The 15,433-nt window shown below is 40.8% G+C and carries 20 protein-coding genes; 10 read left to right on the forward strand and 10 right to left on the reverse strand.

The genetic code is table 11. The features are described 5' to 3' along the window. The first annotated feature begins 307 nt into the window (after nt 1-307). The 5 genes from HRM2_RS27905 to HRM2_RS27910 all read left to right on the forward strand — a co-directional run bounded on the left by HRM2_RS27905 (nt 308) and on the right by HRM2_RS27910 (nt 2,924). Nucleotides 308-448 carry a hypothetical protein gene (locus HRM2_RS27905; RefSeq protein WP_232364118.1) on the forward strand — a complete coding sequence of 47 codons (141 nt, stop codon included), beginning with the start codon at nt 308-310 and terminating at the stop codon, nt 446-448. Further along, nucleotides 445-1,917: an IS21 family transposase gene (gene istA / locus HRM2_RS21880; RefSeq protein ID WP_015906214.1), complete on the forward strand. Its 1,473-nt coding sequence runs from the start codon at nt 445-447 to the stop codon at nt 1,915-1,917. Before HRM2_RS27905 ends, istA begins: the two co-directional genes overlap by 4 nt. Then, on the forward strand, nt 1,910-2,431 hold the full coding sequence (locus HRM2_RS21885) for an ATP-binding protein (RefSeq protein ID WP_015906215.1): 522 nt from the start codon (nt 1,910-1,912) through the stop codon (nt 2,429-2,431). Before istA ends, HRM2_RS21885 begins: the two co-directional genes overlap by 8 nt. Beyond that, on the forward strand, nt 2,397-2,645 hold the full coding sequence (locus HRM2_RS28135) for an ATP-binding protein (protein WP_269719596.1): 249 nt from the start codon (nt 2,397-2,399) through the stop codon (nt 2,643-2,645). The genes HRM2_RS21885 and HRM2_RS28135 overlap by 35 nt, the downstream gene beginning before the upstream one ends. A gap of 108 nt (nt 2,646-2,753) precedes the next feature. Further along, complete coding sequence (locus HRM2_RS27910) at nt 2,754-2,924, forward strand: hypothetical protein (protein WP_232364119.1); 171 nt, start codon at nt 2,754-2,756, stop codon at nt 2,922-2,924. A 199-nt stretch (nt 2,925-3,123) separates the two neighbouring features. Here the strand turns inward: HRM2_RS27910 and HRM2_RS21890 are convergent, their stop codons facing one another. The 4 genes from HRM2_RS21890 to HRM2_RS27235 all read right to left on the reverse strand — a co-directional run bounded on the left by HRM2_RS21890 (nt 3,124) and on the right by HRM2_RS27235 (nt 5,637). Then, on the reverse strand, nt 3,124-3,972 hold the full coding sequence (locus HRM2_RS21890) for a tyrosine-type recombinase/integrase (protein ID WP_015906217.1): 849 nt from the start codon (nt 3,970-3,972) through the stop codon (nt 3,124-3,126). Between the two features lie 325 nt (nt 3,973-4,297). Further along, nucleotides 4,298-5,146 carry an IS3 family transposase gene (locus HRM2_RS21895; RefSeq protein WP_015906218.1) on the reverse strand — a complete coding sequence of 283 codons (849 nt, stop codon included), beginning with the start codon at nt 5,144-5,146 and terminating at the stop codon, nt 4,298-4,300. After that, on the reverse strand, nt 5,127-5,408 hold the full coding sequence (locus HRM2_RS21900) for a transposase (protein ID WP_015903890.1): 282 nt from the start codon (nt 5,406-5,408) through the stop codon (nt 5,127-5,129). Before HRM2_RS21900 ends, HRM2_RS21895 begins: the two co-directional genes overlap by 20 nt. Further along, on the reverse strand, nt 5,380-5,637 hold the full coding sequence (locus HRM2_RS27235) for a hypothetical protein (protein ID WP_015906220.1): 258 nt from the start codon (nt 5,635-5,637) through the stop codon (nt 5,380-5,382). The genes HRM2_RS21900 and HRM2_RS27235 overlap by 29 nt, the downstream gene beginning before the upstream one ends. A gap of 140 nt (nt 5,638-5,777) precedes the next feature. Here HRM2_RS27235 and HRM2_RS26275 point away from each other — a divergent pair, with 140 nt between their 5' ends. Then, complete coding sequence (locus HRM2_RS26275) at nt 5,778-5,999, forward strand: ATP-binding protein (protein WP_269719630.1); 222 nt, start codon at nt 5,778-5,780, stop codon at nt 5,997-5,999. Nucleotides 6,000-6,224: 225 nt separating this feature from the next. Here the strand turns inward: HRM2_RS26275 and HRM2_RS21905 are convergent, their stop codons facing one another. From HRM2_RS21905 to HRM2_RS25615, 3 genes are all read right to left on the reverse strand, one after another. Next, on the reverse strand, nt 6,225-6,527 hold the full coding sequence (locus tag HRM2_RS21905; protein WP_015906221.1) for a non-canonical purine NTP pyrophosphatase: 303 nt from the start codon (nt 6,525-6,527) through the stop codon (nt 6,225-6,227). Nucleotides 6,528-6,628: 101 nt separating this feature from the next. Beyond that, nucleotides 6,629-7,171, reverse strand: a complete 543-nt coding sequence (locus tag HRM2_RS21910) for a hypothetical protein (protein ID WP_015906222.1) — start codon at nt 7,169-7,171, stop codon at nt 6,629-6,631. Continuing rightward, nucleotides 7,162-8,967, reverse strand: coding sequence for a DUF4062 domain-containing protein (locus tag HRM2_RS25615; RefSeq protein WP_049770494.1), 1,806 nt, complete (start codon nt 8,965-8,967; stop codon nt 7,162-7,164). The genes HRM2_RS21910 and HRM2_RS25615 overlap by 10 nt, the downstream gene beginning before the upstream one ends. A 241-nt stretch (nt 8,968-9,208) precedes the next feature. Between HRM2_RS25615 and HRM2_RS28140 the strand changes: the two genes are divergently transcribed. From HRM2_RS28140 to HRM2_RS21925, 3 genes are read left to right on the forward strand one after another with little or no spacing between them, the layout of a single operon-like run. Next, on the forward strand, nt 9,209-9,970 hold the full coding sequence (locus HRM2_RS28140; protein ID WP_012662387.1) for a tyrosine-type recombinase/integrase: 762 nt from the start codon (nt 9,209-9,211) through the stop codon (nt 9,968-9,970). Continuing rightward, nucleotides 9,952-10,122 (forward strand): tyrosine-type recombinase/integrase, encoded by a 171-nt coding sequence (locus tag HRM2_RS28145; protein ID WP_012662388.1) that lies wholly within the window; start codon nt 9,952-9,954, stop codon nt 10,120-10,122. The genes HRM2_RS28140 and HRM2_RS28145 overlap by 19 nt, the downstream gene beginning before the upstream one ends. After that, the gene (locus tag HRM2_RS21925; protein ID WP_012662389.1) at nt 10,119-11,183 is read left to right on the forward strand and encodes an IS91 family transposase; all 1,065 of its coding nucleotides are present in this window, start codon (nt 10,119-10,121) and stop codon (nt 11,181-11,183) included. Before HRM2_RS28145 ends, HRM2_RS21925 begins: the two co-directional genes overlap by 4 nt. A gap of 324 nt (nt 11,184-11,507) precedes the next feature. On the opposite strand, the gene HRM2_RS21930 is transcribed toward HRM2_RS21925, so the two are convergent. The 3 genes from HRM2_RS21930 to HRM2_RS21940 form a co-directional block, all read right to left on the reverse strand. Continuing rightward, a complete protein-coding gene (locus HRM2_RS21930) occupies nt 11,508-12,191 on the reverse strand; it encodes a hypothetical protein (RefSeq protein ID WP_015906224.1) in 684 nt (227 codons plus the stop codon). A 167-nt stretch (nt 12,192-12,358) separates the two neighbouring features. Then, nucleotides 12,359-13,657: a type II toxin-antitoxin system HipA family toxin gene (locus tag HRM2_RS21935; protein WP_015906225.1), complete on the reverse strand. Its 1,299-nt coding sequence runs from the start codon at nt 13,655-13,657 to the stop codon at nt 12,359-12,361. Beyond that, nucleotides 13,657-13,977, reverse strand: coding sequence for a helix-turn-helix domain-containing protein (locus HRM2_RS21940; RefSeq protein WP_015906226.1), 321 nt, complete (start codon nt 13,975-13,977; stop codon nt 13,657-13,659). Before HRM2_RS21940 ends, HRM2_RS21935 begins: the two co-directional genes overlap by 1 nt. A 258-nt stretch (nt 13,978-14,235) precedes the next feature. Between HRM2_RS21940 and HRM2_RS21945 the strand changes: the two genes are divergently transcribed. After that, nucleotides 14,236-15,201, forward strand: a complete 966-nt coding sequence (locus HRM2_RS21945; RefSeq protein WP_015906227.1) for a DDE-type integrase/transposase/recombinase — start codon at nt 14,236-14,238, stop codon at nt 15,199-15,201. The last annotated feature ends 232 nt before the right edge of the window (nt 15,202-15,433 follow it).

The following is a 15,433-nucleotide window of genomic DNA, read 5'->3' on the forward strand; positions in this document are numbered from 1 at the left end:
GATTAGATACCTCGGACAAGATAATTAAATCAGGATAGACCATTACGCTTTTTTAGCGAATGGTCTATTTTTGTTTACAACTTCTCAAACTTCATTGACTGATTTTTGAAATACACATTCCGTGCAACACTGCTATAAAATAGCATTAACCTACTGTAAAAAATGATGTTTATTTGAAGCGTTAGAGTATTTTGCGAAAACACGATTAGGGCCAATGCTATGCAAGTAGCTGATTATAAATGTTATTGAGGCCTTTTTTATAAAAACAGGGCAGATAAAAAGCGTTAGAGTATTTGCATCTTATCATTTGATAAAAAACAACTTGATCGCCTGGCAGGAGCCGATATACCAGGTACTCAGTCTGGAACCCCGTGTTATTCCCCGGGGTTCGGGTCAGATGATGAGCCTGGCAGAAGTGTTGGCCGGTGCGGCAGGAGGTGGCCGATGATTGATTATGAAACGTATGTGCAGATCAGAAATTATTACACCCGAGATCATCTGAGATACAGCCAGGTGGCCGTCAAACTGGGCCTGGATCAGCGGACCGTGGCATTCTGGGCTAATGAAAAAAAGTATCATCCCAGGAAAACTGCATTCAAAACAAGCAAGCTGGATCCGTTCAAAGACCAGATCATCCGGTTGCTGGAAACCCATCCGTACAGCGCCAAGCAGATCTTTCAACGTATCAGGGAAGACGGGTTTGAAGGTGGTATCACCATTGTGGAGGATTATGTCAGGAAAATCCGTCCACCCAAAGTAAAACCCTTTTTGAAACTGGTGTTTGCACCGGGTGAATGCGCCCAGGTAGACTGGGGATCATATGGTTCGGTCCGTGTAGGGTCCACCTTTCGCAGGTTGAGCTTTTTTGTCATGGTGCTGTGTTACTGCCGGTTGATGTATCTTGAATTTACCTTATCCCAGACCATGGAGCATTTTTTGGGATGTCATCAGAATGCGTTCCGTTTTTTTGGTTTGGTTCCCGAAAAAATAATGGTGGATAATCTCAAATCCGCTGTGTTGAAGAGACCCCTCGGAACCAGTCCGGTGTTCAACCCGGGTTATCTTGATTTTGCCAGTCATTATGGATTTAAAATTGTGGCCTGCAACGTGGGCAAGGGCAATGAAAAAGGCCGGGTGGAAAACGCGGTAGGGTATGTCAAAAAAAATTTATTGAGCGGCCTGGATATACCGGACTTCAGCGTATTGGAACCGCTGGCGAAACAATGGCTGGATACGGTGGCCAATGTCAGAATTCATAAAGAAACCGGCAAGCGTCCCATAGATATGTTTGCAGATGAAAAGCCCTATCTTCGAGGTTTGCCGGTCTCACCTTACGATATTGGTCAGACCAGCCAGGTACGTGCATCTGTTCAGTACAGGGTCAGCCTTGACGACAACCGATACACGGTCCCTGCCCAACTGGCCGGTGTCAGACTCACCTTGAGAAAATATCCGGATCACCTGGGCATCTACCATGATAGTACCCTGGTGGCCCGGCATGCCAGAAGTTATGACAGGAAAAAGGATATCCAGAACCCAGATCATTCCAAAGTACTGCTGGAACAAAGGAAAAAAGCAGCAGACCAGGCTATTTATATGCGTTTTTTATCCCTGTCTGACAAGGCTTCAGAATATTATCAACAGTTGGGCCAGCGGCGGTTGACCCCCTTCCATCATATTCGCAAAATTGTTGCCCTCAGTGAGATCTATTCCAAAGAACAGGTCGCCCTGGCCATTGAAGATGCCATTAAATTCGATGCCTTTTCAAGTGAATACATCACCAATATCCTGGAACAGCGGTCCCGTCTGACCCATGAACCCGGTGCACTACATGTCACCAGAAGCAGTGATCTGTTGAACTTGACCATTGATCCACCGGATCTGTCCGTATACAAAACAGGAGGTGACCATGAATGAGTTTGAGATGCACCTGGCGTATCTGAAGCTTCCCTATATCAGGGAAAATTATGAAACTGCGGCAACAGCAGCCGCTCAAAAACAATGGACCCATGTCCATTTTTTATCAGAATTGATCAAACAGGAGGCTGGGCTGCGAAAGGACAAGGCTGTTCTACGTCGAATCCGCCTGGCCCGGTTCCCGGTTGTAAAAACAATGGATCAGTTCAACTGGTCATGGCCAAAAAAAATCAACAGGGTTCAGATTGAAAACCTATTCCGCCTGAAGTTCATCGAAGAAAAAAGCAATGTTATCCTCATTGGGCCCGTCGGGGTGGGGAAATCCCATATTTCTATAGCACTTGGATACCAGGCCTGTCTCAAAAATCAGAATGTGTTGTTCACATCTGCCATCGATGCTGTGAATAATCTTGTGGCAGCACAGCATGCAGGTCAGTTGAAGCAGGAGTTGAAAAAAATACCTCAAACCCTCTTTGCTTTTGATAGACGAACTGGGGTACCTGCCTATCGATAAAACCGGTGCAGACCTACTGTTCCAGGTTATCAGTCAACGATATGAACAAGGATCGATCATTATTACCACAAATCGTGTGTTTCAGGACTGGCCTGCTATCTTCAACAATGACAGCACACTTACCTCTGCTTTGCTCGATAGATTACTGCATCATACCGAGGCGGTGGTCATCGAAGGAGCAAGTTACAGAATGCGAAAAGAAAAAACTGAATAAATCTTATGGCCGGCAGACCCAAAAAAAGGGATCCGCCGGCCGTTTTTAAACATACATTTTCAAACCGGGCATTTTATGACATTTTCACGCCGCCGCTAACAGAGGCGTATGCTTTCCGAATATTTCAAGTATTATCATATGGATCGTACGCATCTTGGTCTGGATAAAGATTCACCAAGAGGAAGGCCTGTCCAGGAAAAGCCAGAAATCAGAAAGGTGATTGCTTTGCCACGTGTTGGCGGTCTTCATCATCGATATGATTGGCAGAAAGCCGCATAAGAAGATTTTGGTTACAGCATATCCAACTTGAGCTGATTTACTGATCTTAGATTTTGACCAAAACTCAGCGTCATTTCTTGATCATTCTTTCAAAGAGCGATATTTTTTGGGGAATTATCAAATCACGTTTTTGAATTCCCTTGGATTTTAGATTTGTGACCTGTTCTTGTTTCAAATATAACTATAATTCTGTCCGGATCTAATTTTTCGGATGGACAGACCTACTTTTAATAAAAATATGTGGGTCATCCACGTTTGGTCGACTATTTTTCAGATAGTCGGCTAAAGCGTATTTCAACTCTTTTGTCACTGGTAATTGCAGAAATCTTTTTGTTTTTTGCTGAACCAATTCAACAGTGTTTCGACTCAATTTTATGTTTTTAAATTTAAGTTGACGGATATCGCCAGCACGCATGCCAAACTGGACAGCTAAAAGCAAAATAAGATAATCTCTACGCCCGATCACTGTATTTCTGTCAATCTGGCAAAGGATTTTATGAATTTCTTCTGATAAATAATATGATGGAAGTCTTTCATATTTGTTGGTAAAAATGACAGGGAATAAATTATTTAAAGGGGTCTTGATATGCTTTTCTAAGTGAAGGAACAATAAAAAATCTCTCACAGTGTACATAATTCCAGATCTGGTGTTAGAGCTGTATTCTTTTAACGTATCAAGATAAGATAAAACTTCATCTGATGTAAGGGCTTCAATGCCAGTAATTCCCTGTTTATTAAGAAAATTTAGGAATCGAACCAGAATAATCTTTTTACCCTGGAGCGTTCGTTTTGATATTTTTTTTGCTAATTGTAGCTTTCCATAGTTTTCTAAAATATCTTTAAACTGTGGAGAAGCTTGTTTTCCTGGTTTTTGATGACACTTTAAAAAACAATTGTTTTCCAACATATCAGCCAAGACATGTATCGTTCTTACTTTAAAAACCTGTGAGTTCAAAAGCTTCATACCTGGCTGAATTCCGAAACAATCATCCAAGAATGAGTCACCTAATTCATTTGAAAAATGCTTATGACCTAAAGTGGACCCCATGTCAAGACCGATTCTCCCTTTTTTTAAGCTACATTTAAAATTTAATTTGCCAACCCAAATGCCTTTTTTTATGCGTGAGGTTTAACCTCCTTTGACCATTTTAAAAGAAGTCTTTAAATTTTTATTTTTCCCTGGTATCTTTCCCTGCCAGCTCGGAGGATAAGGCCATGCTGGGAAGCAACCTAAGCGCCGCAGCTGGTGACTGAAGTATAGGGGCAGTGAGATTACACCACGCACTGCCCTTTCCATACTTTGGTCCTTTAAGCGTTAAATCCCGGGGGGCTTGGGGGGCTGGCCTCCCAAATCTAATCAGATAGAATTCCTTTTATTTCATTTCATTAACCATACAATAGATTGACTCAGGGGTCTTGTATTCTAATGCCTGGTGAAGCCTCTTTTTGTTATAAAAATTCAAATAAGTTTTTAATGAGCTTTGTGCGTCTTTCATGCTCTGGTAGCTTTTTAAATAAACCTCTTCATATTTAACCGTTCGCCAAAGGCGCTCCACAAAAATATTATCGAGTGCTCTGCCCTTTGAATCCATACTGACCTTGATTTTGTGGTCTGTCAGAACCTTCAAAAAATTTGTCGCTGTGTACTGGCAGCCTTGGTCTGTGTTGAAAATCTCAGGTTCAGCGATACTTAAGGCTTCTTCCAGGACTTCCACACAAAAGGTGTTTTCAAGGGTGTTACTGAGTCGCCAGGACAAGACATATCTGCTGAACCAGTCTATAACCGCCGTTAAGTACCCGAAACCATTACCAATTCGAATGTAAGTTATGTCTGTACTCCACACATGATTGATTCTTGCAATGTTTACACCCCTCAATAAATATGGATAGACTTTATGTGCTTCATTCCTCCTGGTTAATTTGGGCTTGGGATAGATGGCTTCAATCCTCATCTTTTTCATCAGTCCTTGAACCCGCTTGCGATTTACTGGATGTCCTTCCTGCTTCAACCAGGCCACTAGCCTTCGGCTCCCATAAAAAGGGGTTATTGTATGCTGTTTGTCAATTAGATCCATTAACAAAAGCGTGTAAGGATCTATTGGCCTTGGTTGGTAATAAAGGGCTCCTTTTGAAACTTGCAGCAATTCACATTGCCGGTTAATGCTGATATCTGAGTGGGTTATATCTATCAGGTGCCTTCTATCAGCTACTAATTGCCTCAACCTTTTTTTTTAGATAGTCATTCTCTACTTCGAGTTGACCGATCTTCATGTATAAGCCTGCAATCAAATTTTCATCATCATTTTTGTTCTTTTTTGTCTTTGAAAGAAGTTCGGGCAACCCTTCTATTGCCTCTTTTTTCCATTTGGTAAGCATTGAGCGATGAACTTGATATCTGGATGATAATTCAGCCACGGTTTCTTGTTCTCGAATCATATCAATTGCCATTTTTGCCTTAAGTTTTCCGCTGTAACTCTTTCTCATGGACCTCCTGTTCCGGTATAAATTTGAACCTGGCTTTAGCACTTGTTGTGTCTCTTAGCAACTGGTTCAAATTATGGGGTCCATTATAACCTTTTTGGTCCGCATATTTTAGGAAATGTTCCCAAATACGGCAATAATGGTTTTTTGTTCCTTTTGCATAACCAAGCAGAGATAGATGCTTTTTTGATTTGCGAATTAAGTCTGTCAATGAAATAGCAGTGTTTTTCATTTTTCCTCCTCTTTTTATTAAAAGGTACACTGCTACCTCTATCATTTAATTATTATGTGAAGTTAGATTTAAATAAATCCCGGATTGGCAAGGGCTTTTGTACTTTACTTCACATAATATTCAACTTGTCATAAGACGAAATTGGTTATCTTCCGCTGGGCAAAGATGGATCAAATCTATTTTTCCAGGTCATAAGCGCACGGCACGAAAAAAAGTCGACAATTATTACGACTAATCTGCCCTTCGCTAAATGGGGAAACATTTTTGATGGGACCACCGCCGCTACGGCGATTGCAGACCGACTCGTTTACAACTCGGAAATCCTTATCCTGGAGGGAGAAAGTTATCGAAAGAGATCATAGTAAAAATTAGCCATAGGGGCGCAGAACTTTTGGAGGATGAGCACCTGATTTAACGCCTGGATTTGTGCGCTATAATCAGAGTGTACATCTTTGTAATAATTTCAATTTCTGCATCCTTTATCAACCAGGAGGTCTTTTCTTTGAGTTCAGAGGAATAAGTGAATATTGATTTTTAATTAAAATCAAATACGCAGATTTGCGTCACCCAGACCTTGTGGCTGGTTTTTAAACGATGTTTTTGGCTGGATTTCTCGCCCCTGTTTCCAATTTATCCCAAAACAATTGTGTTAAGCCCCCGGGAAAACCGTTAAGGCTACTGATATAGAGTCCTGTATGCTCTATAAAAACAGGCCTTCCAATTTGCTCGAAAGCCTTTAGTACCTTATCTCTGACAATTTCATAAATGTTTTCAGTCTGAATTTCATGAATTTTGAGAGGAGCATGAATTATGGAAATACCAATATCGCCTATAATGGACTCTACTTCCTTAGCCTTATGCGGGTTTTTAGTTACAAAACGGATTTCCAATTTTTGATTCCTCTCTAATACTCTTAAAAAAAATGACTGCCGTGAACTTGCGGTTCATGGGTTGCTGGAACACAGCGGAAGCAATTCCCTGGAAACAATGGTTAGATGATTTTATATGTTTTTAAGAACCCATCCCTGCCAGGTGTTAAAAAATGCTCTGGAATAATTCTTAAGTCACATTGAAGATTTAAATTTTCCATTAATACCAATTCCTCTTTCGAAATCGATAAGCTGTGATGGAGCGGTGTAAAGGTTGCAGGTTCACATTCTATCAAGATATTTTCAACACCCACAATTTTAGTTAAGTATTCTAATTTAGGGGCCACATTTTTTTTTATGCTATCAGATAATTTTTTTGAAAACCCCTTTCTTCTTTGGGACTTTCTTATGATTTCAATCATGCTGTGATAATGCCAATCTGTAATTTTTTTCCATATTTTATACCCCAATAGTTCACCTGAACTGTCTCTTATGTCGCCTGCTATTAAAGGAATAAATTTGTTATAAATTTTTAATGCATTCTCAAAATCATCAGGGCACAGTGGCGTGAAAGAAAAAAATTCTTTTTCTATCTTATAATGGGTTAATGAGTAATACTGTGCCAACTCAGATTTATTATTTATTTTATATAATTTTATATCCATTGTACATTACACCTCTCTATCTCTATGGCTCTCAAAATATTATAGCATTCCAAGATCTCCTCAATTATATCGCTACCAAGAAAACTTTCAGGGGAATAATATGCTAAGACAGGTTTTAAATATAAAACTTGACTGTTTTTTTCTATGTTTTTTAAATATAAACTTGGATTAAAGCAAGACGATTGAATGGTTGAAAAAGACTGAAGAAATTGTTTCCCTGCGATTTTGATAAGCGTCTCTTTTTTTGAGGAACAGTTTCTCTTTATATAGTTATATGACGTTGCGAGACGTTGTTTAATTAATTGATTGTTTAATTCTGTGTTTTTAAGTTCTAAATAATCGTCGTTATTACCCCAAAGCATTTTATAATTTCCGAGGGCAATATCGATTACTGACACTGCGTCTTGCTTTTTAATATATTCAGTCCAATCACACAAGATATCGATCGTTGGGTAACCTATGTTATTATTTGAATAGGGTATACCATTTAGATTGAGGTTTATGTTTAGCGCCTTAACAAGTCCGGGCAGGTGTGTCATCTTTATCATTTCTTCTGGATGGCATGTTTTCCCATCAAATAAAAAAACAAGGTCTATATCATTTGCTTGAACGCTATTAATATTTGTAAGACTGCCTATTAAATAGCAACCAATAGGTTCTGAGATAAAAATATTGTGATCCTTAATTAGCAAAGAAATTCTATGCACTTCATCTTCTTTAAAGTTATCCTTTATTAGGTAGGCTGATTTTCTGGCCAATAACAATTTAATGCTATCCTCTCTTATTCCAAGTTCTTTGCTATACAAAAGCGTATTATCTTTATGTAAAAATGATTCCCAAAGGCGTTTAATAAACTCTACATCTTTTTTACGATAACATTGAAGTGACATTTTTTTATTATTTTTTGTATCGTGAGACAGGAATGCTTTTTGATCATCTAAAATTAATAAAGACAATGGGCTTAGGTCGGTTTGGGCATGATCGAAAATAACCCTGAGCTCGTAATTGATATTTACACCTTCTTTGGCCCTAAACTCTTTAATAGTTTCAATTTGACCAAGTATAAAATCACAATCATCAGCGCTTCTAATACAATAGATTAAGTGTTGAAAAACCCTGTTTCCTTTATCTATAAAAAATTTATGCCATTTATCTCTTAATGACCCTTGTTTTTTAAAGTCAAAGTTCGTCATGTAGATATGTAATGTATCGTTGCCGATTTCATTTAACGATTGCTCTGCAAAATCTCTAATTTTACTAAAATCCCTTTGCCCTTCATACTCTAGCAAATTTAATTGTATAGTGTCTCGTACCCAGCCAGGACGCGGATTATTTGCAATTGCTTTCATTAGTGCGATAGAAAACTTAGCATGTAATTCATTTTTGTCAGACCAAAAGTCAACTAGCCTATTTTTTATTTTCTCTTTAAAAGATATAAGTGATCTTTTCTTTTTTTCATCCTGATCTATCCAATTCGGTTGCCAAGCAGCGCTATAATCTATTACAAAACCAAGAATCGGAATTCGTTTTGAGGCAGCATAATCGTATTCTTTCTCTGTGTAAGAAATTCCTTCTTCGGTTGTAGAGCCATATCGATGAGCCACCAATATTACATAATAATCACTTTCATCAATCTGCCTTTGAATAATCTTCCATTGCTCTTCTTCTGCGGCGCTAAACATTTCCATTCCTACAGGTATGTGTCCCATTTCGAGACACGCCTTTATGACCTGTTCTCTTTCCTTAACAAGATCGATATATGTAGACGAAACAAATATTTTAAATATTTTACTCATTATTGATTCATTCTCCAATGCTCAGACAAAGGGTTAATGACTATCTCAGTAGCAGGCAGAGCAATATGGAAGCCCGATCCACTGCGACCGCTTGTTGGACGAAGCCGCTACGCGGAGACTGCAAGTCCCACCTTTTTTAAAAATCAACACATTTTAATTTTGCCTTCTTATAGTGATATACCGGAAAAGGCGATGCCAACGCATCCGCCATTGACCAGTTACTTCAAAAAGGAGGTTTACAATGGACACCAGCATGCCCAATGATCCAAAATTCAACAAGTATTACCATAAGCATCTTCAATGCTTGAAACTGGCAGGCCTGCAACCTAAGACCATCGAGGCCTACTCACGGGCGATCAGGCGGATCGGCAACTATTTCGACTGCCGGGTCGAAAACCTGACCACCGACCAACTCCTTGATTACTTCAACGACCTGCTCGAGAACCGTTCCTGGAGTGCAGTCAAGCTCGACCTTTATGGCCTGAAGTTTTTTTACACCAGAGTGCTGGGCAAGACCTGGGAGGACATCCCCCTGATCAAACCACCGAAGACCACCAGGATTCCGGATATTCTTTCGGTAGAACAACTCCAACAACTGGTCTGCGCTACACGACAGTTGAGTTACCGGGTTTTCTTCTTCACAGCCTATTCACTGGGCTTGCGTCTTGGAGAAGGAATCAGGTTGAAGGCCGGCGATATCGATTCTGTCAATATGCGGGTCCACATCCGCGACGCCAAGGGAAACAAGGACAGGTTGGTTCCCCTGCCGGAGAAGACCTTGCAGACCCTGAGAAATTTCTGGTCTGTCCATCGACACTCAGAGTTCCTCTTTCCCAATCGGAAGCGGGGGCTGAAAAATGCACATCTGGTAGATACGCCCTTGGACAGAGGCGGAATTCAGACTGCCATGAAGGCCGTGGTCACGCAACTCGGTATTAAAAAAAAATTTCATGCCACTCGCTTCGCCACAGTTATGCCACCCATATGCTGGAATCCGGCGTAGATCTTGTCGAACTCCAGCAGATCCTGGGACATGTCAGCATCCTGACTACCTCCAGATATACTCACCTGACGACCGTCACTAAAAACAACGCCCGCCAGGCCGTCAATTCCTTGACCGACACCTTTGATATTACCTGGGGAGGTGTCAAATGATTCTAATCTCCACAATAATCAACAAATTCAAGCATGGCTTTCTGGAGCAATACAAAGATTCAATCCTACCCAGTCACCAAAAGGCCCTCTGGGCTATGGAGCAGTGCAGGCAGGAGCATGGCCCGCACATGCTGGCACAATGCACAGATCATGACTGCGGCGAAAAAAGATATATTCCCCACTCCTGTGGTCACAGAAACTGCCCCCATTGCCAGAACCATGAAAACCAGCAGTGGATCGAAAATCAACTGGACAAGCGACTCCCGGCCGAATACTACCTGGCCACCTTCACCCTCCCCAGGCAACTTCGGGCCTTGACATGGAGGCACCAGAAAATCGTCTATTCCCTGATGTTTGATTGTGTCCAGGAGACCCTGAAAACCTTCACCCGGAACGACAAAAAACTTGGTGGAGCAGCCGGGTTCACCGCCATACTCCACACGCATTCACGAGAGCTCGAGTATCATCCCCATATTCATGTCGTCATGCCCGCGGCAAGCATCAACATGCTAACCCGTTTATGGAAGAAAAAGGCCGGATACCTCTTCAACGAAAGGGCCCTGGCAAAGGTCTTCCGGGCAAAAATGCTGGAAGCCTTGGTCGATCAGGGCCTGAAACTGCCCGGGGATTGCCCCGAAAAGTGGATTGTTCATTGCAAAAACGTCGGCAACGGCGACAAGGCCATCATCTATCTTGGAAAATATCTTTACCGGGGAGTCATTCAGGAAAAGGACATCTTGCGATGCGAAGACGGCATGGTGACCTTCCGTTACCTGCACGCAAAGTCTAAAAAATACAAAACCCGGACCGTGACCGGAGAAAAATTTCTTTATCTGCTCATGCTCCATATCCTGCCCAAGGGTTTTCGTAGAATCCGGTGTTATGGATTCCTTCATCCCTGCAGCAAGAAACTCATTAAACTCCTTCAGCTAATATTGCGAGTCATTCCATTCCGTATGCTTGCAAGCAGACAGAAAAAACGACCCGCCATCACCTGTCCCATTTGTGGAGCAAAGATGAAAATCATCCAAACACAAATTCTTCTGCCGCTGGTTGCCTGACCAGCATGAACGAGCTGAAAAGGAGGTGTTGACTAATCCAAATTCCGCACATCACTAAGCGTGAAAGGAAACTGGTTCTCCCGGCAACGCATACTTGCGCGCAGAAAACAGCCTTTTTGGGTTCGAACGGCCTCGATAATTTGATGAATTTATTTCAAAGATCAATTTTTCGAAAAAAGAACCGGTCCTGCCCCACATCCGTCTGATCAGGCGGCCTTGCTCCGAAAAAGCTATTTTCTATATAAGGTGTGACCGGGCTTGTCCAACAAACGGTTCAGATTGTGGTTCGCTGCGCTCACACAATCTAACCTTATTCGTTATGCTTTATTTTGAATAGTACTCGATCAAAGCTTCATCGAACCATTTTTCATCACAAAACACCTTAACCATATGAGAGTATTCATTAACATAGAAACTTCGTAAAGGTGTCGGTTTGGATGAAATTTTAGACGAAATTACTTCGTACTCGTCAAGTAGAGATGCCAATGACTTTAGGTCTGACTCAATATATTTTACTCTGCTGTAACCACTTGATTGTGGATTTAGCATTTCACCAGTCAAAGTAAAGTATGCATCGTTATCATTAACGTTCAAGGGTCCAATCAGTGCCGTATAAATAGAATGCTCATTTGGTAAATGGTTTTTGTTGTAAGTATTGTTAATTCTTTCTGCGAGCTTAGATATTAGGCGGTAGATATCATCTCTTTGTTGCTGCGACGCAAGATAAATAGACTGTTTTTCATTCGCTTCTGCCGTGCGAGCAAGCTCAATTCTTGTTTGTTCAAGCTCTTTACTTTGTAGCACAATGGTTATTAAAATTGCAATCAATGCCATGAAGCTAAATAGTGGGTTAAGCGTGCCACCCACAAAATCACCAAATGTTCCCCAGTCTCCTTGTTCACAACTCCAAGTTGCACCAAAGTTGACAACATAAGAGAAAATTACAACTAAGTAAGCAACAATGCTTACAGCTAATATTATCCCCAATACAATTAAAGTCTTTTTCATTGATTATTCTTAAATATTATTAAATCGCATAACACGAAAATCACCGGTTTATCCGGTGCATTTTTTTGTTGGAAATCGGCATTGATCCAAGATACTGAAATTTCGTCATATACAGGCAGAATATTATAATTTTATGGTCGTCCCATTAATCACACTCGCCAATGAAATTATGTGCTTTCATCTGCCACTCGGAAAGCGCTTTTCATTACGCTTAATTCACGAGATGGTATACTTAGTCTTTTTGCCATGTTCGGCCAAGATCTTACAACAGTGGTTATTTCCTGGATGATCTCATTTGCACGATCCTTGCCTACACGGAAATAAGGGGCAATGCTTAACACAAGATCAAGGTCCTGGCTGTTATCTTCTTTTGAGATATTAAGAGCTAATCCGCCACCGGTTGCAACAGGGTTGATATCATAAGCAGGTGAGAGTGCCCATCCTCTATCCGTCAGCATAAAGCCATGATTTCGCAAATGATCATCAGTATTGGATACGCATACATAAAAGACGATCCGCCGCCAAAGCTGTCCCAAATCCTCATTGGCTTGTGCACCATTGCGGACAAGAAAATCTGCAAGATCCAAATAGCTGACACCTGTATCCCCTCCATCACCATCTTTTTTGCCAAGAAGCGTCATGGCTGAGGCAAAGTGTAGGCGCTCACCTTTTTCTGTCCGATCAAATCGCTTTGTGAGGAAGGTATCATATTCTCCTGAAAAATGTCGGATATCAGAATGTGCCATTACAATACCTGCTTTTTTCGCCAATTGACAAACAAGGTATTCCCATTTACCAACGTTGATTTCATCGCGGAGAGAAGGGAATTTGGCAATCCATGGATGACTATTCTCGTCTAATACACTCGCTTTGGGGCGTGCCCCACCAAGTGACCCTCCAGGGGCAATAAGCATTTTCAGCCACTTCATATAGTCCTTGTCGTTTTCAGCATCATCCTGCTCTAACTGCAAGCTGGCATATTCCAAATCCCGTAATTTTGTCCATGGCGGTGCAGCCATATCTTCTTGATTGTCTAAAAAAGGCTCATCATCTCCCAGGCGAAAGCGTAGAGCCCCCATGCGATGACCATCATAGACGCCAAGTAAATACTCTGACTCAAGAAGTGGGCGCACATTTCTTTCTTCTGCTCTCGCTTGTTGAGCCTCTCTGCGTTGCATTAAAACACGGCCCCAGCGATCTGGAGAAGAATCCAGAAACAAGCCAAAATTATCATGCCCGTCGCGAGCATATTGCGGGCCTGAGAATAGCATTAAACCAGGGTCAAGAACTTGTGCATGCGAAGACTTGAGCCAAGCAGGATAGTATTCAAAAGAAAAAATCTCTTTTCCTCTTGAAGGGGCGGCATAAAGTGTTCCCATCAGAATAGGATTTCCCAACCCCTGCCAATGAGCGCAAACTTGAATGGATTTTCTTGCTGGGCCTTTTATATGTCGTTTTACAGCCATTACTTCTTCCTCTTAGCGACACGCTCAGTTGTATGAGTCAATTCAGCATCTTGTAAGCGCCGCCCCAAAGGATCGTCTCCGGCAAGTCGTAATAAATCCTTTTCAAGGCCGAGACAAAAAAGAACATTAGCATAAATAGCCATTGTGACACTGCTTTCACCATTCTCAACTTTTCTTAAGGTTACACGACTAATACCTGCACGCTCTGCCAGCATGGTCGCAGTAATTTTGCGGCGTAAGCGCGCAAGTTTGATGTTTTCTCCGACCGTCGATAGAAGATCTTCCAGTGTAGGTGAGATTATCACTCTTTTTTTTGCCATCTTTTTCAAACCTCAATGGTTAATATAATATTCAAAAATTGATCTATTGTACATTATATTTTCCATTGAGACAAGATGCATTCTTGCGCTCGGTACTCGTTGTTTGGAGTAAAAGGGACGTTGTTGTCCTGTGGTTTGCCAATATAGGATCATACCACAATACCAGCGCATTGCAGGTTTTTCAAATTTTATTGTCAATCACAAATGAACCTGATATTCAGTTATGTTTCTTGCTGAAAATTAAATAAGGAGCACATAATGTATCGGGCGTTTATCCGGCTGTTGACTTTTCAGTTCACAATAATTCAGATCCTGTTCAAATCAAAAGATAACCTTATTTTGGAAACCATAGAACTGCGGCAGCAATTAATGATTTACCAAACAAAGAAAGAAGACTCAAAAAATATCACAGATCTAACCCGTTCGTTGTTAGTCGCATTAAAAAGGACCTGGCCCAAATGGATGGATGCACTGATAATCGTTAAACCCGAAACTGTTATTAACTGGCAAAGGCGGCGTTTCAGAAAATATTGGACCAAAAAGTCAGCTAAACATAAAAGACTTGGCAGGCCATCAATAAAACTGGAAATCCGTCAGCATATAAAAAAAATAGCAATTGAAAACTTTACCTGGGGTGCTCCCAGAATGTATTCTGAGTTTTTGAAACTTGGCTATACTAAAAATCAGATTTCTCAAAGAACCATATCTCGATATCTTAAAAAGATTAGACCCGATGACCTGGATAAGACCAAGGGGAAAAGACAACAATGGAAAGTGTTTTTAAAAAATCATCGCGAGCACATAATGGGTATGGATTTCTTTACCGTCCCAACCATTAGCTTCAAGACTCTTTATGTATTTTTCATTATTGATCATGCGAGGAGAAAAATCGTTCATTTCAATGTTACTGAGCATCCTACAGCAGAGTGGGTAGTTCAGCAGTTGAAAAATGCATTTCCTTTTGACAGCGCTCCAAAGTATTTGATCTTTGACCGGGATTCAATTTTTTCAGCCCGGGTAAAGCAGTTCATTAAGGATATAGGTATAAAGCCAAAAGTGATAAGCTACAAATGTCCCTGGCAAAATGGTGTGGCAGAACGCTATGTCCTTTCGGTTAGAAATGATATGTTAAATCAAATGATCATCTTTAACGAAGAACATTTGAGGGACTTTCTGAACCAAATTTTTGAATATTACAACAATGAAAGATGCCATTGGCAGTAGGGCGGGATTCTCCAAACGGACGAGAAATTCAAAACAAACCATTTAAATCTTCAAAAATTATTTCCTCCCCCAGAATTGGTGGATTACACCATATGTATAAATGGGATAAAGCTGCTTAAGCTGATTTTTCGAGAACGAAAATTTGAAAATTCAAATTTTCGTATATCTGCGTCCTGTATTTAAAATCTTGTCGTATCTTCAAGGTTTAATTAAATCCTGTTATTAAAATTTA

The sequence above is a fragment of the Desulforapulum autotrophicum HRM2 genome, assembly GCF_000020365.1.
In the GTDB taxonomy this organism is placed as follows: Bacteria; Desulfobacterota; Desulfobacteria; order Desulfobacterales; family Desulfobacteraceae; genus Desulforapulum; species Desulforapulum autotrophicum.